Annotated in this window: 16 protein-coding genes; 7 read left to right on the top strand and 9 right to left on the bottom strand. The window is 63.6% G+C overall.

The features are described from left to right. Positions 1–14: 14 nt before the first annotated feature. Both BFX80_RS17095 and BFX80_RS17090 read left to right on the top strand, forming a co-directional pair. Complete coding sequence (locus tag BFX80_RS17095) at positions 15–1,949, top strand: ABC-F family ATP-binding cassette domain-containing protein (RefSeq protein WP_084209506.1); 1,935 nt, start codon at positions 15–17, stop codon at positions 1,947–1,949. Between the two features lie 3 nt (positions 1,950–1,952). Next, positions 1,953–2,741, top strand: a complete 789-nt coding sequence (locus BFX80_RS17090) for a pseudouridine synthase (RefSeq protein WP_084209505.1) — start codon at positions 1,953–1,955, stop codon at positions 2,739–2,741. Between the two features lie 10 nt (positions 2,742–2,751). On the opposite strand, the gene BFX80_RS17085 is transcribed toward BFX80_RS17090, so the two are convergent. Beyond that, entirely contained in the window at positions 2,752–3,975 is a 1,224-nt protein-coding gene (locus BFX80_RS17085) for a patatin-like phospholipase family protein (protein WP_077379571.1), read from the bottom strand. Between the two features lie 223 nt (positions 3,976–4,198). Continuing rightward, on the bottom strand, positions 4,199–4,630 hold the full coding sequence (locus tag BFX80_RS17080; protein WP_084209850.1) for a YqaA family protein: 432 nt from the start codon (positions 4,628–4,630) through the stop codon (positions 4,199–4,201). A 138-nt stretch (positions 4,631–4,768) separates the two neighbouring features. Here BFX80_RS17080 and thiD point away from each other — a divergent pair, with 138 nt between their 5' ends. Both thiD and BFX80_RS17070 read left to right on the top strand, forming a co-directional pair. After that, positions 4,769–5,569 (top strand): bifunctional hydroxymethylpyrimidine kinase/phosphomethylpyrimidine kinase, encoded by an 801-nt coding sequence (gene thiD, locus BFX80_RS17075; RefSeq protein WP_077379570.1) that lies wholly within the window; start codon positions 4,769–4,771, stop codon positions 5,567–5,569. A gap of 169 nt (positions 5,570–5,738) precedes the next feature. After that, positions 5,739–6,269 carry a chalcone isomerase family protein gene (locus BFX80_RS17070; RefSeq protein ID WP_240499625.1) on the top strand — a complete coding sequence of 177 codons (531 nt, stop codon included), beginning with the start codon at positions 5,739–5,741 and terminating at the stop codon, positions 6,267–6,269. 160 nt (positions 6,270–6,429) lie between these two features. On the opposite strand, the gene BFX80_RS17065 is transcribed toward BFX80_RS17070, so the two are convergent. Further along, the gene (locus BFX80_RS17065; protein WP_217493015.1) at positions 6,430–7,521 is read right to left on the bottom strand and encodes a TRAP transporter substrate-binding protein; all 1,092 of its coding nucleotides are present in this window, start codon (positions 7,519–7,521) and stop codon (positions 6,430–6,432) included. A 444-nt stretch (positions 7,522–7,965) separates the two neighbouring features. Here BFX80_RS17065 and BFX80_RS17060 point away from each other — a divergent pair, with 444 nt between their 5' ends. The 3 genes from BFX80_RS17060 (at position 7,966) to dtd (ending at position 10,596) form a co-directional block, all read left to right on the top strand. Continuing rightward, a complete protein-coding gene (locus tag BFX80_RS17060) occupies positions 7,966–8,628 on the top strand; it encodes a TRAP transporter small permease (protein WP_077379568.1) in 663 nt (220 codons plus the stop codon). A 124-nt stretch (positions 8,629–8,752) separates the two neighbouring features. Then, a complete protein-coding gene (locus BFX80_RS17055; RefSeq protein ID WP_077379566.1) occupies positions 8,753–10,027 on the top strand; it encodes a TRAP transporter large permease in 1,275 nt (424 codons plus the stop codon). Between the two features lie 119 nt (positions 10,028–10,146). Continuing rightward, positions 10,147–10,596, top strand: a complete 450-nt coding sequence (gene dtd / locus BFX80_RS17050) for a D-aminoacyl-tRNA deacylase (RefSeq protein ID WP_084209504.1) — start codon at positions 10,147–10,149, stop codon at positions 10,594–10,596. Positions 10,597–10,719: 123 nt separating this feature from the next. Here dtd and BFX80_RS17045 read toward each other — a convergent pair whose 3' ends face one another. From BFX80_RS17045 to BFX80_RS17020, 6 genes are all read right to left on the bottom strand, one after another. Then, entirely contained in the window at positions 10,720–11,766 is a 1,047-nt protein-coding gene (locus tag BFX80_RS17045) for a TRAP transporter substrate-binding protein (protein ID WP_240499768.1), read from the bottom strand. 251 nt (positions 11,767–12,017) lie between these two features. Further along, positions 12,018–13,424 (bottom strand): TRAP transporter large permease, encoded by a 1,407-nt coding sequence (locus BFX80_RS17040; RefSeq protein WP_077379560.1) that lies wholly within the window; start codon positions 13,422–13,424, stop codon positions 12,018–12,020. Next, entirely contained in the window at positions 13,424–13,993 is a 570-nt protein-coding gene (locus BFX80_RS17035; RefSeq protein ID WP_084209503.1) for a TRAP transporter small permease subunit, read from the bottom strand. The genes BFX80_RS17040 and BFX80_RS17035 overlap by 1 nt, the downstream gene beginning before the upstream one ends. Before the next feature lie 503 nt (positions 13,994–14,496). Continuing rightward, complete coding sequence (locus BFX80_RS17030; protein ID WP_077379556.1) at positions 14,497–15,333, bottom strand: endonuclease/exonuclease/phosphatase family protein; 837 nt, start codon at positions 15,331–15,333, stop codon at positions 14,497–14,499. Next, positions 15,333–15,977 carry a thiol:disulfide interchange protein DsbA/DsbL gene (locus tag BFX80_RS17025; RefSeq protein ID WP_084209502.1) on the bottom strand — a complete coding sequence of 215 codons (645 nt, stop codon included), beginning with the start codon at positions 15,975–15,977 and terminating at the stop codon, positions 15,333–15,335. Before BFX80_RS17025 ends, BFX80_RS17030 begins: the two co-directional genes overlap by 1 nt. A 261-nt stretch (positions 15,978–16,238) precedes the next feature. Then, positions 16,239–16,922, bottom strand: coding sequence for a c-type cytochrome (locus tag BFX80_RS17020; protein ID WP_240499624.1), 684 nt, complete (start codon positions 16,920–16,922; stop codon positions 16,239–16,241). Positions 16,923–17,090: the final 168 nt, after the last annotated feature.

The raw sequence follows: 17,090 nt of genomic DNA, 5'->3' as shown, positions 1-17,090 counted from the left end.
TGATCGAGGTTGTCATGATTGCACTGCGCCAGCTCGCCCTGCAACGCGGCGGAGCCCCGCTGATCGACGAAGCGGACCTGACGTTGCATGCCGGTCACAAGGCGGGCATCGTCGGCCCCAACGGGGCCGGCAAGTCCAGCCTGTTCGGGCTGATTCTCGGTGAGCTGATCCCCGACAGCGGCAGCGTCTCGCTGGCCGGTGGCGTGCGGGTCGCGCACATGGCACAGGAAATCGATGCGCTGGAGCGCCCGATCGTCGACTACGTCATGGACGGGGATCACGCGCTGCGCGAGACGGAGCGGGCTCTGGCCGCCGCCGAAGAAAGCGGCGAGCATCAGCGTCAGGCCGAGCTGCACGCTCACTTCGACACCCTCGATGGCTACACCGCGCGTGCGCGTGCCGAGCAGCTGCTGGTCGGGCTCGGTTTCCGCCAGGCCCAGCTCAGTCAGCCGCTGGCGGCCTTCTCGGGGGGCTGGCGGATGCGGGCCAATCTGGCGCGCACCCTCTTCACGCCGTCTGACCTGCTGCTGCTGGATGAGCCGACCAACCACCTGGATCTCGATGCGCTGCTGTGGCTGGAACAATGGCTGGCACGCTACCCCGGTGCGCTGCTGCTGATCTCCCATGACCGTGACTTCCTCGATGCGGTGTGTGATCACATCATCCACTTCGATCGTCGCAAGCTGGTGGTCTACAAGGGCAACTACAGCCGCTTCGAGCGAACGCGTTCCGAGCGCCTGGTGCGTGAGCAGGCCGAGCACGAGAAGACCATGGCGCGTCGCGCCGAGATCGAGGACTTCGTGCGTCGCTTCAAGGCCAAGGCCACCAAGGCACGCCAGGCCCAGAGTCGCCTGAAGATGCTGGAGCGCATGGAGGAGACGGCGGCGGTGAAGGCCGATTCGCCGTTCCACTTCACGATTCCCTGCTCCGACAAGATCTCCCATCCGCTGCTGGGACTGGACCGTGCGGTGATCGGCTATCCCGGTCAGCCGCCGCAGCTTTCCGGGGTGCGCTTCTCGCTGCTGCCGGGCCAGCGCATCGGCCTGCTCGGCCCCAACGGCGCGGGCAAGTCGACCCTGATCAAGGCGCTCACCGGTGAACTGGCTCTGGTCGAAGGCCAGCGCACCGCCGGCGAGCATCTGGCCATCGGCTACTTCGCCCAGCACCAGGTCGATGGGCTCGACCTGACCTCGACTCCCTTCAATCATGTGCTGCGTCTCTCGCCGGGGGCCGGGGATCTGGAGATCCGCACCTTCCTCGGCAGCTTCGGCTTCCATGGGGATGAAGTGTACGCTTCGGTGGAATCGTTCTCCGGTGGCGAGAAGGCACGCCTGGCGCTGTCGCTGATCGCGTGGCAGAAGCCCAATCTGCTGCTGCTGGATGAGCCGACCAACCACCTGGATCTCGACATGCGCGAGGCGCTCACCGATGCGCTGGCGACCTTCGAGGGCACCGTGATTCTGGTCTCCCACGACCGCCACCTGCTGCGCGCCTGCGTGGATGAATTCTGGTGCATCGCCGATGGCCGCGTGACGCCCTTCGATGGCGATCTCGACGACTATCGTGCCTGGCTCAAGGCGCGGGTCGAGGGCGAGCGGCGTGAGGCGCGCGCCCAGAAGGATGCCGAGGCTGGCAGCGAGGGCACGCGCACGCCGGACCGCAAGGAAGCGCGTCGTCAGGCCGCCGAGCTGCGCGAGAAGCTGCGCCCGCTCAAGAAGCTCAGCGACAAGGCCGAGCAGAAGATGAGCAAGGCGCAGGGGGAGCTGGACAAGGTCGAGGAAGCGCTGGGCGATGCCACGCTCTATGAGGCGGACCGCAAGAGCGAACTGACCCGGCTGCTGGCCAGTCAGGGCGAGATCAAGGGACGTCTCGAGGACGCCGAAGCCGAATGGTTCGAGGCGCAGGAAGCGCTGGAAGAGATGGAAGCCCAGCTCAAGGCGGCGGACTGAAGCATGCGGCTGGATCGCTGGCTGACGCGCCAGCCGCAGCTCAATCGCCGCCTGGCGTTGCGTGCGCTGGCGGCGGGGCGTGTGCGGATCAATGGCCAGACGGTCCGCGATCCGCTGCACGAGGTCGGTCCCTTCGATGCCATCGCGCTGACAGCCGATACGCTGGCGGACAATGACGCGACGCCAGGCGAGATACGCCTGCAGGCGCCACGTCGTCCACGCCATGTGCTGCTCAACAAGCCTGCCGGGGTCGTGACGGCCTGTCATGACCCCGAACATCCCACCGTCATCGATGTGCTGCGCGATTCGCTTGAATCACGTGGAGAGAATGACGGCTGGCTCGAGGAAATCCATCACGTCGGACGACTGGATCGCGCCACGACCGGTGCCTTGCTGCTGACCAACGACGGTGATGTCTCGTCACGCATCAGTGATGCCGGACTGGATGGGCCCGCCAAGCGCTACCGCATGGGATTGGAGCAACCGCTGTCGGAGGCGGCGCAGGCCGAGGCGATCTCGCGGGTGGCGCAGGGCGTCCTGCTCGCCAATGACGCTCGGCCGACGCTGCCCGCGCGGCTCGAGTTTCTGGCCGCGGACGAGGCGCGCCTGACGCTGCACGAAGGGCGCCACCATCACGTCAAGCGACTGTGGCGCACTCTGGGCAATCGCGTGGTGTGGCTGCACCGCGAGTCGGTGGCGGGGCTGAGTGTCGCCGGGCTCGCGGTGGGGGACTGGCGGGAGCTGACGCGTGACGAGTGCCTGCGGCTCGGCGCGGCGCTGGCACATGAGTGAGGCCGCTGCCTCAGCGGCCGCTGGCCTGGCTCGGCAGACCCTCATCCTCCTCTTCGCTCTCCGTCGGGGGGACATCCGGGGCTGACAGGCTGATCAGCTCACCCCGCGAGTTGCGGGTGAAGTTGCGGACGATGACCCCGATGTTGCGCGGCAGGGGATCGAACTGCTCGCAGCGGTTCAGCACCTCATGCATGTCCCCATAGCCGCTGCGACGACGTGAATCGATGGTCGCACGCGAGAAATCGATATCCTTGAGTGAGGTCTCGTCGGGGCGGGCCGCCGCCAGCAGACGCACGACATTGATGGACGGTTGCTGGGTCATGGCCAGGATGTCGTGTATTTCCTGAGACTGGCGCAGGTCTTCCGGCAGCAGGTCGGCCAGGTGCTCCAGGCCCATGCGCAGTGCCTGATTCTCTTCCATCAGATGCAGATGCTCACCGGCGCGGCTGGAGTACTGGATGTCCTTTTCGCGTAGCTGGGCTTCCTGCAAGGTTTCCGGCACCTTCCCGTAGGCGCTCCACAGATCGATGACGTAGCAGTTGACGATCGTCTCGCTGTGCGCGCGCTCCGACAGCACCCAGCTGATCGGCGTGTTGGAGTAGAGGCCGCCATCCCAGTAGGCCTGACCGTCGATCCACACCGGCGGGAATGCCGGCGGCAGGGCACCACTGGCCAGTATGTGGCGGTGATCCAGCGCCTCTTGTGACGAATCGAAGTAACGCAATGCGCCGCTGCCGATATTGACCGCCCCGACCGATAGCCGCACGTTCTCCGGGTGACGGGCGTCGAGGCGCTCGAAGTCCACCAGGCGATTGAGGGTGTCTCCCAGCGGTTCGGTGTCGTAGAGACTGGGCGGTTCGCCGAAGAAGCTCTGCCAGATGGGAACTGTCCACAGGGGGCGCGGACGGAAGAAGCCCGGGATGCCCCACAGCATGGCGGAGGAGCGCGCGACGCTGCGCTCCCAGGGGTGGAAGGCCGGCCCGAGGCTGTTGGCCGGTTGCGCGATGCCATACCAGAACGCTTCGAGGGCCTTGAGGCGCTCGCCATCCGGATTGCCCGCGATCAGTGCGCCATTGATGGCACCGACCGAGGTCCCGACGACCCAATCGGGCTGGATGCCGGCCTCTGCCAGTGCCTCGAACACGCCGATCTGGTAGGCGCCAAGGGCACCGCCGCCTTGCAGGACCAGAATATTGAGCGCGTCAGCGCAGAAGTCGCAGGATGTATCACGCATGAAACCTTCTCCTTTCCGGTAGCGCCACGCTGATGGCCTGCACGGCCTCGGCTACCTGATTGGCAGGTGATCGGCTTGTGGCAATGAAAGCGAACACGAATTGTGCAGTGCAGCATAGCAGCTGTCAGCATAGCACGCTCCTGTGGCTCCTGTGGCTCCTGTGGCTCCTGTGGCTCCTGTGGCTCGTGCATGGGCGGCCTGTGCGCGTGGCCTGACGGGTGATTCACGTACACCAGGGGGTCAGCCAGTGGTCCGCGATCACCAGCAGCAGGGCGTAGCGGCCGCCCTTGGCGACCAGGATCAACAGCACGCTCTTCCACCAGGGCAGGCGGAAGACGCCTGCCAGCACCGTCAAGGGGTCACCGATCACGGGTGCCCAGCTGAGCAGCAGGCTCCAGGCACCGATGCGGCGATACCACAGCGTGCCGCGCGCCAGCGCTCGCCGCGAGACCGGGAACCAGCGACGAGTCCGCAGACGCCGTGCACCGCGTCCCAGGGCGACATTGATCAGGCTGCCCAGCGTGTTGCCAAGCGTTGCGGCAAGCCATAGCGCCCATGGGGCGATCCCCTCGCACCACAGCCCCGCCAATGCGGCTTCCGACCCGCCCGGCAGCAGCGTGGCGCTGGCCAGTGCTATCAGGCCCAGCGACAGCAGGGCGACCACGTCATCCATGCCGCGATTTTCCTGATCCGCAGGGGCCGAGCCGAGGGTGAGGCAGCTGGGTGGCTTTCTTCCCCTCGCCGCTCGGGTATGCTGTTGGCAAATTCATGTCATTTTCCGGGAGTCTCGTGCATGCATATTCCGTGCGTCCTGACGATTGCCGGCTCAGACCCATCGGGCGGGGCCGGCATTCAGGCGGATCTCAAGACATTCTCCGCGCTGGGGGCGTATGGAGCCAGCGTGATCACGGCACTGACCGCCCAGAATACCTGTGGCGTGCGCAGCGTCGAGCCGGTGTCGTGCGCCTTCATCGGAGCACAGCTGGATGCCGTGCTGGATGATCTCGATATCATCGCCATCAAGATCGGCATGGTCGCGGACCCGGCTGTCGTGGAGCTGCTGGCGGACAGGCTCCGTCAGCGTCGCCCGCGCTGGATCGTGCTCGACCCGGTGCTGGTGGCCAAGAGCGGCGATGCGCTGGTCAATGACGCGGCCATCCAGGCGGTGGCAGAGCATCTGGTGCCATTGGCGGACATCATCACGCCCAACCTGCATGAAGCGGCGGTGCTGCTGGGCGAGCGTCGTCTGATCGGGCGGGAGGACATGCCTCAGGTCGCGCGTGAGTTGCGCGCGCGCGGTGCCAATGCTGTCCTGATCAAGGGGGGCGCACTGGAGGGCCAGGCCTGCGATGACCTGCTGGTCAGTGATGCCGGTGAGCAATGGCTGTGCGCGCCACGGATCGAGACCGACAACCTGCACGGCACCGGCTGCTCGATGTCCTCGGCGATCACGGCGCGACTGGCGCAGGGGCTGTCACTGACGAGAGCCGTGGAGGAATCGCGGGAATGGCTGCTGGGGGCGCTGCGTGCCTCGGATCAGCTGAATGTCGGCAAGGGGCGTGGCCCCGTGCACCACTTTCACGCACTCTGGTGAGACCGTGCGTCGCGAGAGCCTGAGCTGACCCCTCGCGCGTGAGAGGAACGCCTCCCTGTCACTTCCTTGAAGAGTCGATGCCATGTCCCGCTCCCGGATTCGCCTGCCCTTGCCAAGGGCTTTCTCGTCTCGATGGTTGCGCACCAGCCTGATGGCTGGAGTGCTTGCCATGCTTCCCTCCTGGGCGTTTGCCGCCGAGATAAAGGGAGTGACCTTCGCGGATCAGGCCGAGACGCAAGGCGGCCAGCCGCTTGAGCTGATCGGTACCGGGCTGTTTACCTATCTGGTATGGGACGCCTACGTCGGTGGCTATTATCAGGATGCCCGGCGACCGCGGCCTGCACCACTCAGCGATGTCTCGCGACGTCTGGTGCTGGAGTATTTCCATGCCATCGAGGCGGCTGACTTCGCCAAGGCGACCACCAGGGGCGTGCGCCAGAATCTTTCCGAAGCGAATTTCGCGGCGATCGAGGCGGAGCTGTCGCGCTTCAATGCAGCCTATCGGGACGTGTCGCCGGGAGATCGCTATGCGCTGGAATGGCAGGCAGAGGAGAGTGGCAAGGGACGGCTGACGCTGGCGCTCAACGATACCTTGCTCTTCGAGAGCGCTTCGCTGGCATTGGCCAACGGGGTGTTCGCGATCTGGCTTGGCGACTCCCCCGCGCGCGACGATTTTCGTTCACAACTGCTGGGGCGTTAGCCGTCAGCCTCTGAACTTCCGGGCGACTCGCGCCCATGGCGAGCCCTGCCTCATCAAGACGCCCCTGCCGGTTACCCGGCAGGGGCGTCTTGTCATCTGACACGGCCATCGTTGCTGTCAGGAAGGTCTTCCGCGGCAACTCGCTGGCCAATGCTGCGGCTTACTTGGCTTCTGCCGCCTTGATGTCAGCCTGCAGCGTGTCGAGGATCTTGCTGCCGCGCTCGCCGGCCTGTTCCCGGAAGACCTCCCAGCCTTTCTCGCCGACCGGACGGAAGGCTTCACGCTGCTCGTCGTTCAGCGTGATGATCTTGATGTCGCTGTCCTGCTTGATCTTCTCGAGACGGTCCGCGTTGTACTCCTCCTGCTTCTCGAAGATATACGGGCGCATCTCGTTGGTGACCTTGTCGAGCATCTGCTGCTGCTCGTCATCCAGACCGGAATAGAAATCGCTGGAGGCCACCAGCGTGGTGATGAACTGCGCCTGCTTGGCCTGGATCATGTAGTCCTGAACTTCATAGAAGCTCATTTCCTGAATGGCGAACACCGGGTTCACCTGGCCGTCTATCTGCCCCAGCTGCAGGCCGGAATAGACTTCCGAATACGGCAGCGGCGTCGGGTTGGCGCCATAGGCCCGATAGCTCTCCACCAGAATCGGTGACGTCATGGTGCGAATCTTGAAGCCTTTCATGTCCTCAGGCGTCTCGATGTCACGGTTGCCGGTCCAGACCATCCAGCCTTCCGGAATCACGCCCAGCAGCTGAAGGTTCTGCTCGGTGTAGGCCTCGGACAGCATGTCGATGGCCTTGGAGTTGCCGAGCACCTCTTCATTGACGGCGTTGTCGTCGGAGAACAGGAAGTGCAGCGTGAAGACGCCTGATTCAGGAATCACCGAGGCCAGGTGACCCGGTGACGCAAAGGTCAGCTGGATGGCATCGCTCTGCACCAGTTCGGTGAGCTGTGAGGAGGTACCCAGCGCGCCGTAGGGGTAGATCTCGACATCGATGTCACCGCCGGAGGCCTCTTCGATGCGTTTCTTGAATTCCTGAGCGTAGGCATCCTGCACGCTGCCGGAGACTTCCTCCAGCGCGAAACGCCAGGTGTCAGCCTGTACGCCCGCGGAGGCCAGTGCCGCCATGCCGAGGCCGGCCGTGAGGGCGCCTCCCTTGAGGAGCGCGGCAAGACGAGAAAGGTGAACAGGAGTTCTGGGCGTCTCGCGATTCTGCTCGGGTGACGGGTTCCATTGCATCGTCATCTTGTTCTCCTTGTGTGATTTCCATCAGCGCCGGGTGGTATGGGGCGAACCCGGCGTGCAACTTGCATCATTTAGATAATATTGCCATTCTTAATATAATAAAAAAATTACCAAATCGGATAGTGTGATTAGAATTTATTATGAATAGGCTGAGCCTGTCCGCATGAGATTCTGGTACTCGATGACCCCTGCTCCGGGTCGGTGGCCTGCCCTGCCAGATGGCTCGGTAGAGGCAGGCTGCGTGCTGGTCCACAGTGTCGCTAATAAAGGATGCCGTCAATAAAGCTAGATCATGACTCACCAAAGTGAAAATCACGGCGGTGTCTCGGAAAACTTCAATGGATCGTACTGGCAAATGCAGACGGCGTGGCGCAAATCGCTGTGCGTGCGTCGCCTGACAGAAAGCCTGCCTGGCAGGAAGCCACATCAACAGGAAGCCGCTTCATGAATTCGCCCCCCTCCAAGTCTCCCCCCGCTGATGAGACCCGGCCCACCCCGGCCGAGGCGCAAGGCGCTCAGGATCCCCTCGCACATCTGCCTGCACCGCTGCGCCGCCTGGCGGCGATATTCGAACGCGGTGATCAGGGCCTGGCACACGTCGAGCGCTGGCTGATCGCGCTGTGCGTGCTGGGCATGGCGACGGCCAGTATCGCCAATGTGATCGGGCGCAACGTCTTCAACTACAGCCTGCCGTTCACCGAAGAGCTGATGCAGATCCTGCAGCTGTGGCTGACCTTTCTCGGCATCAGCTACGGCGCGCGCGCCGGACGCCATATCCGCGTGACGGCACTGCTGGACTTCATGCCGCCGTGGTTGCGCAAGGTGCTGTTGATCGCCGGACAGGTCATCACCTGTGCGCTGCTGGCCTACCTGGCCTGGCTGGCGGTGGATTATCTGCAGAGCCTGGCCAGGTCAGGGCGTGTCACGCCGTCGCTGCGCTGGTCGCTGGCGGCACTCTATGCCGTGGTCCCGCTGGGGCTGGCGCTGGGCGCCCTCCAGTATCTGATGGCGATTCTGCGCAATCTGCTGGCACAAGGTGCCTGGCTGTCGTGGCGTACGGCGGAGATAGACGAGAACGAGGAAGTCGACGGCAGCGGTGCGCTCTAGCACGTCTCTTCCACTTCGGATGCGAGCCTGTAGCGCGGGAGTGAAGGCAAGAGATGCCTTGGCTGATGCGTGTTGCAGGGCTCGTGATTGATCACACTACATTGACCCAGGGACGGAAGCTGCGATGTGGATTCTGCTCGTGATGGTGGGGCTGCTGTTGCTTGGGGTACCCATGATGGTGCCATTGAGTGTCGGCACCTTCTTCTTGTTGTTCAGCGATTTCCCTTTTCTCAAGCCAGAGCTGGTGATCCAGCAGATGATCGGTGGCCTGCAGCCGGTGGTACTGACGGCGGTCCCCATGTTCATTCTGGCGGCCGATATCATGCTCAAGGGCTCCACCGCCCAGCGTCTGCTGGATGTGGTCGAGCGTTTCGTCGGTCACTGGCGTGGCGGTCTGCCGGTGACCACCGCGCTGGGCTGTACCCTGTTCGGCGCGGTGTCCGGCTCCACCCAGGCCACGGTGGTGGCGATGGGGCGCCCGCTGCGCCCGCGGCTGCTGGAAGCCGGCTACAGCGACAAGTTCACCATCGCGTTGATCATCAATGCCTCTGACATCGCGCTGCTGATTCCGCCGTCCATCGGCATGATCATCTATGGCGTCGCGACCGGTACCTCGGTGGGGGATCTGTTCATCGCCGGTATCGGTCCGGGGCTGATGATCCTGGTGCTGTTCTCGCTCTACTGCATGTGGAAGTCGTGGAAGCTGGGCATCGCGCCGCAGCCCAAGGCGGACTGGCCTGCGCGCCTCAAGGCATTGAAGCGCGCCAGTCTGCCCGCCGGCTTCCCGGTTATCATCATCGGCGGCATCTACTCGGGGATGTTCTCGCCGACGGAGGCCGCCACGGTCTCGGTGATCTATGCGCTGATTCTCGAGATGCTCATCTACCGTGGCGTCACGCTCAAGGACCTGCCCGGCGTGGCCTTCTCCACCGGTCTGATCACCGCGGTGGTCTTCATTCTGGTGGCGGCGGGCGCCGGCTTCTCGTGGATGATCTCGTTCGCCAAGATCCCGGATGCCATTCTCGGCGGGTACATCCCGTACCTGTCAGAACACGCCCTGGCGCTGCTGGCGGTGATCGCGGTGGCCTATTTCGTCGGTTGCATGTTCGTCGATCCCATCGTGGTGATCCTGATTCTGGCGCCGGTATTTGCCCCGGCCGTCGATGCCGCCGGACTGGACCCGGTGCTGGTCGGTACCCTCGTCACCCTGCAGGCGGCGATCGGTTCGGCGACGCCACCCTTCGGCTGCGACATCTTCACGGCGGTGGCGGTGTTCCGAAAGCCTTACATGGAGGTCATCCGTGGCACGCCACCCTTCATTGCCCTGCTGTTGCTGGCGACGGTGCTGCTGATGCTGTTCCCGCAGATCGCGCTCTTCCTGCCCGGCCTGGCCAGCTAGCCACCGATACGGCTCATTGGACATGCGCATCACGAACGCCCCGCAGACTCGGTCTGCGGGGCGTTCGCGTCTGGTATGCTCCTGCTCATCATCATTCATCTCTTGAAGGAGCAAGTGGCATGCGAGCATTGATCCAGCGCGTCACCCAGGCACAGGTCGTGGTGGAGAACGAGACGGTCGGCGCCATCGCGGGCGGTCTGCTGGTGCTGGTGGGTGTCGAGAAGGGCGATGATGAGGCGCGCGCCGACAAGCTGCTGCACAAGCTGCTGCACTACCGTGTCTTTGGCGACGAGAACGACAAGATGAATCTCAACGTCCAGCAGGCGGGTGGCAGTCTGCTGCTGGTCTCGCAGTTCACGCTGGCGGCGGACACCGGCAGTGGCATGCGTCCCAGTTTCTCCTCGGCTGCGCCGCCGGCGGAAGGCGAGCGGCTGTTCGCGTATCTGGTCGACAAGGCGCGTGAACACGGGGAGGAGCTTGGTGTGGGAATCGAGACCGGACGCTTCGGGGCCAACATGCAGGTCTCGCTGCTCAATGATGGGCCGGTGACCTTCCTGCTCGAGAGCTGAGCCACCGCTTCACGCACTCTGCAGACCCAAAAAAAGCCGCTCCCGAGGGAGCGGCCGCAAGCATTGGATGACAGGCCTGCGCCGTCTCGCGCGGGAGAGCGGCGCAGGTAAAGCAGGGACTCGTTACTGAATGCCTTCCGGATTACGGGCGTTCAGGAAGGCCTGTTCGGAGACTTCGTGCCACTTCTCGACCTTGCCTTCGAAGGTGGTGTAGGACTCGTAGATGCGGCCTGCCAGCTCATTGGAGTCGCCGAGTTTCTTGACCACTTCGCCTGACAGTTCGCGTGCCTTGTCGAGCACGTCCTGCGGATAGCGACGCAGCTCGACCTTGTGCTCGTTGAGCAGTGTCTCGAGGGCATCGTTGTTGCGCGCGGTGTACTCGTCGAGCATGTCCTGGTTCACGTCACGTACCGCGGAGCGCAGGATGGCCTGCAGGTCCTTGGGCAGCTCGGCCATGGCGTCGTCATTGACGATGGCCTCGAAGGTGACGGTCGGCTCGTGCCAGCCCGGATAGTAGTAGTACTTGGCGGCCTGATAGAGACCGAAGGCCAGGTCGTTGTACGGCCCGATCCATTCGGTGGCATCGATGGCGCCGGACTGCAGCGAGGTGAAGATCTCGCCGCCCGGCATGCTGACGGTCGCCACGCCCATCTGCTGCATGACATCGCCACCCAGCCCCGGCATGCGCATCTTCAGGCCGTCGAGATCGGCAACCGAGTTGATCTCCTTGTTGAACCAGCCGCCCATCTGCACGCCCGAGGCACCACCGGCCATGACTTCGACACCGAACTTGTCATAGACCTCGTTCCAGAGCTCCAGCCCCCCGCCGTAATGCAGCCAGGCGTTCATTTCCTGTGCGGTCATGCCGAAGGGGACGGCGGCGAAGAACTGGGCTTCCGGCGCCTTGCCTTTCCAGTAGTAGGAGGCTGAGTGGCCGATCTGCGCCGTACCGGAAGAGACGGTATCGAGCACCTCGAAGCCCGGCACCAGCTGTCCGGCGCCGTAGACCTTGATCTTGAGGCGTCCATCAGACATCTCATCGACGAGGCGCGCGAGGCGTTCCGGCCCCTGGCCTACGCCCGGGAAGTTCTTCGGCCACGAGGTGACCATCTTCCAGGTGTAGGTATCCGCGGCATTGGCGATGGCCGGCAGGGTGCCCATGGCGGTCATGGTGCCGACGGCGATGCCGAAGGCGAGTTTGTTGAGTTGCATGGCATGCTCCTTGAAGTGCCCGATTGTTGTTGTGCACCGGTCAGGGACTGGCGCTGGGCAAGAGGTGGGCCGCGAACGGCTCCCGTGCATCTGCATGAGCCGACTGGCGGCTCTCCCATCAGCTGGCGGGGCGAGCCCCGCCAATTCAGTTGCTGCTCTGTATTTGTTCTGTCCGTGTTCTGTTCTTGTACTGTCTCGTCAGTCGTGGCCTAGAACTGGGCCGGCAGCCAGGTGGCCAGGCCCGGGAAGGCGGCCAGCGCCCCCAGCATGCACAGCTGGATCAGGATGAACGGAATGACGCCCTTGTAGATCTGCTTGGTGCTGACTTCCTTGGGCGCGACGCCGCGCAGATAGAACAGCGCGAAACCGAAGGGCGGCGTCAGGAAGGAAGTCTGCAGGTTGATGGCGATCATGATGCCCAGCCAGATCGGGTCGAGGCCCATGGCCAGCAGCACCGGGCCGACGATCGGCACCACCACGAAGGTGATCTCGATGAAGTCGAGGATGAAGCCGAGCAGGAAGATCACCAGCATCACCACCAGGGTGGCACCGATGACGCCACCGGGCATGTTCTCGAAGATCTCGGTGACGACCTCTTCGCCGCCGAAACCACGGAACACCAGCGAGAACAGCGCCGCACCGATCAGGATCAGGAAGACCATCGTGGTGACGTTGGTGGTGGAGCGCACGACTTCCGTCAGCGTCTTGAAGCTCAGCTTGCGGTTGGCGACGGCCAGCATCAGCGCGCCGAAGGCACCTACGGCAGAGGCTTCTGTCGGCGTGGCCAGTCCGCCGAGAATCGAGCCCAGCACGCAGACGATCAGCACGATCGGCGGCACCAGTCCCTTGAGGAGCAGCCAGCCGATGCCACCGGTGTGGCCCAGCTCCTTCATCAGCGCGTCACGGTCCACGGCCGGCGCCTTCTCGGGCTTGAGCCAGGCGATGATGGCGATGTAGACGATATAGGCGACCACCAGGATCAGGCCCGGCACCAGGGCGCCGATGAACAGGTCGCCCACCGAGACGGTCTTCGGGCTCCAGATGCCCATCGACAATTGCGCCTGCTGATAGGCGGAAGACAGTACGTCGCCCAGCAGAACGAGTGCGATGGACGGCGGAATGATCTGTCCCAGGGTGCCGGTGGCACAGATGGCGCCAGTGGCGAGCGACGGGTCATAGCCACGCTTGAGCATGGTGGGCAGTGACAGCAGGCCCATGGTCACGACGGTCGCGCCGACGATACCGGTGGAGGCCGCCAGCAACATGCCGACGATGGTCACGGAGATGCCCAGGCCGCCACGCAGTGAGCCGAACATCAGCGCCATGGCGTCGAGCAGCGTCTCGGCGACCTTCGATTTTTCCAGCAGCACGCCCATCAACACGAACAATGGCACGGCCAGCAACGTCTGATTGGTCATGGTGCCGTAGAGGCGATTGGGCATCGCCGACAGGAAGCTGGCATCGAATACGCCCTGGGTAATGCCCAGCGCGTCCAGCCCCATGCCCAGCCCGGCGAAGGCCAGCGCGGTACCGGCAAGCGACAGCGCCACCGGATAGCCCAGCATGAGAACGACACAGATACACACGAACAGCAGCAGCGGCATGATCTCGAGCATTACACCAGCTCCTCATCGTGATCAGGGGTGTCATCGCTCGCATGCGGCGACGGCAGCCGCCCGCACAGGAACAGGAGGTGGCGACCAGCTTCAGCGACACCTTGCAGCATCATCAGGATGGCGACCGCGGGGATCAGGCTCTTGAGCAGATAGACGCCAGGCAGGCCACCGGATTCGGGGGAGGCTTCCTTGATGCTCCATGAGTCGCCGACATAACCCAGGCTCGAGAGCAGGATGAAGATCATCACCGGGAACAGCAGGAACAGGGTGCCGCCGAGGTCGATCCACGACTTCCCGCGATGGGACATGCGCTGGTAGAAGATATCCACGCGGACATGGTTGTCATGCTTGAGCGTGTAGCTGGCGGCGAGCAGGAAGACGGTCGCGTGCATGTACATCACGGATTCCTGCATCGGAATGCTGTTGATGTTGAAGGCGTAGCGCAGCATCACGATGGCGAATTCGACCAGCATCATGATGACGACCAGCCAGGACACGCAGCGTCCCAGCCCTTCGGTCATGCGGTCGAGCCCTGTGAGCCAGCCGGGGGTAGAGGCAGTGGCAGACATGGAATCCCCTTGGCCTGCGGGTAGCAGGTGATATTTGTTGGCGTTGTTGTTGCCGAGTCTGGCGTTGCGTGTGCCGTCATCGTAGTCGGGGCGATCTCGTGTGCACGCTGACGATCGTCACATCAGTTCAGGCTTTGCTCATGTTGTAGCTTTGATGAGACGTCGGCAATCCGGCAATCGTCGTTTCAGACAACGCTATTCCACGCTGGTGGATGGCAGATGCCAGTGAGGCCATGCAGGCTCTCGGCAGTCATCAGCGTTGCTTTCACGATTAATCCACGCCCTCGGACAGGCCAAGAGTAGCGAGTGGCTGGCCAGTGACAAATGGATCATTGGTCTGACAGGCGAGATATATCTTTCGATTCAGTCACTTGGATTGAAAAATCCATGCAGGACGGGAACGGGAAGGTGGCAATCAAGGTGACGGACAGGCGGGTCCCGGCGGATATCGAGGGTGATATCCAGGCACCCGTGAGAGGACTGAGAATTGAGGTGAGGGCGTGTCAGGCCAGGCCAAGCGCCTTCTGACAGGCCACGGGGAGGTGCACTTCCACCGCAAGAGGTAGATGGTCTGAGAAGAGGTGGGACAAGGTGCTGGGGTGCTCGATGTGCAGGGTGGAGGAGGCCAGAATATGGTCCAGACCCCGCCGTGGCTGCCAGGCAGGATAGCTGTTGATCGCCTTGCTGGGCCGCGAGTCGAGCGCCTCGCAGAATCCCTTGTGCTGGCGCAGTTGAGCCAGGGTGCAGTTCAGGTCGCCCATCACGATGACGTGCTTGAGCGGTGCGATCAGCTCTCCGAGATAATCGAGCTGCTTGCGCTGGATTCGCGCGCCAAGTGCCAGATGCGTGACGAAGACATGCAGCGCATGCTCCCCCTCGCCGAAGCGAGCATGGATGGCGCCGCGCCCCGGCAGGGTGCCGGGCAGGCTGTGCTCTTCGAGATGGCTGATCGGCAGGCGCGACAACAGGCCGTTGCTGTGCTGTGCCAGCCGGCCGAGGTTGCGATTGAGCTGCTGATAGCGATGCGGGAAGTGAGCCGTCTCGGCCAGCGCGTCCACCTGATTGACGTTGCCGGAGCGGAAGCTGCCGCCGTCGACTTCCTGCAGCCCGACGATGTCGTAAGGCGTGATGGCCCCGGCAATCAGTTCCAGGCGGCGGTGGCGCTTGGGATGTGGCAGCAGATGTTGCCAACCGCGGGTGACATAGTGATGCCACGCCGCGGTATGGATACCGACCTGCATGTTGAAGGTCAGCAGACGCAGCGGCGAACCCGACAATCCATGCCCGGCATCATCCGCTGCGTCGGCGGCCACTGGGGAGTCGTCAGCGGCCTCTGCCATCAGGCGGCGTCCTTGTCGCCAGCCTTCTCTTCACGCACCTGCTCGACCAGCTCATCGGTGATCTTGAGCATGTTCTTGAGCGAGCCAGCCGTGCTCGGAGAGACGACATAGCGACCGTCGACGATCAGTGCGGGGACACCCATGATCTTGTAGGCGCGCATTTGTGCGTGTGCCTGATTGACCTGGCTCTTCACGCCGAAGGAGGTCAGGGACTTCTCGGCGTCTTCTTCGCTGACACCGTAGTCGCTGTAGAAGGCGGCGATGTCTTCCGGGTCGGTGAGGCGCTGGTGGTCCTTGTGGATGGCATCGAAGAAGGCCTTGTGGGTCTGATCGAGAATGCCCAGATCCTTGGCGGCATAGAAGGCATAGGCGTGCTTGACCCAGTCCTGCCCCATGGTGGCCGGCAGACGATGGAAGGTCACGTCACCGGGCAGCTCATCGACCCAGGGCTCGAGGCTGGATTCCAGTGCGTAGCAGTGCGGGCAGCCATACCAGAATGCCTCGACCACTTCGACGTTGCCGGCTGGTGCATCGGTCTTCACCGGTTCGTCGAGTACCTGATAGTCCTTGCCAGCTTCAGCGGCGAACACGCTTGCTGACAGGCCAAGGCCCGCCACCAGAGTCAGTAGGGGTTTCCACTTCATGGAACATCTCCATCGGGTTGAGGCATGCCCGGGCATGAGACCCGGCAACATTAGTGATGCATCGAGTATGCGTGTCAGCCACCACCGCTGTCGAGACTGCCGGGCGGGACACGGCGGATCACTGTCTGGCCAGCCTAGCGTGACAAGGTTGACCGCTGGATGAACGCCGTTCGACCACGTTGCCGTGCAGAGCATGCCACGCCGTGCCGGAGCCGGTCGCCATCGCAGATGTCATACGTGACATCTGCCTGACTGGATGCCTCAGCGCAGGCCGTGAAGATACTCGGCGACCTGCTGCATGTCGCTGTCACTCATGCGTGCGGCGATGCTGCTCATGATGTCATTGGGGTCGTTGTCACGCGTGCCGTCACGAAAGGCCTTCAGCGAGGTGATGGTGTAGGCGGGGAATTGCCCAGCCAGCGCAGGATAGCCTGCTGAATCAATCCCCTCGCCGCGAGGGCCGTGGCAGGCGGTACAGGCCGCGATACCTCGCTCAAGCGAGCCGGCCCGGTACAGCACCTCACCTGCTTTCGTGGCGTCGGGCTCTGCCTGGCCGCGGTTGGCGGGCTGCTCGGCATAATAGGCCGCGATATCGGCAATGTCCTGATCGCTCAGGGTGTCGGTGAGGCCTGCCATCTGGGGAACCGCGCGACGACCCTCGCGGATATCCGTGATCTGCTTGCGCAGATAATGGGCCTGCTGTCCGGCGAGGTGCGGGAAGGCGGAGGCTGGGGACACGCCCTGCGCGCCATGGCAGGCAGCACAGACGGCTGCCTTGGCCTGGCCGGCGCTGGCATCCGCGGTGATCCCGTCTGCGCCGGCGCGGGGCGAGAGGCCGAGCGTCAGCAGGGCGCTCAAGGTGGCGAAAATCGTCGTGGCAAGTACGCCCCAGCTCGAGCTCTGCGGCCCTTCACGGTGCTGCGGTGATCTCATCAGCTTGTTCATGTCACTGGTCCCTGTTTGCGCAAATCCCGCAGTGGAGTCATCCCGGCGCTGGTGGCAAGCATCACCCGAGGAGAAGTACGTCAGACGCCTCGCAGCCCGTGAGAGCTGGGTGGTACACTAGCGCATCATGAGCGTGATGCTTGTCATTTCGGCAGTATAGCGAATCCC

The organism is Cobetia marina (assembly GCF_001720485.1).
Taxonomy (GTDB): Bacteria; Pseudomonadota; Gammaproteobacteria; order Pseudomonadales; family Halomonadaceae; genus Cobetia; species Cobetia marina.
This window is presented reverse-complemented; position numbering and strand designations above follow the sequence as displayed.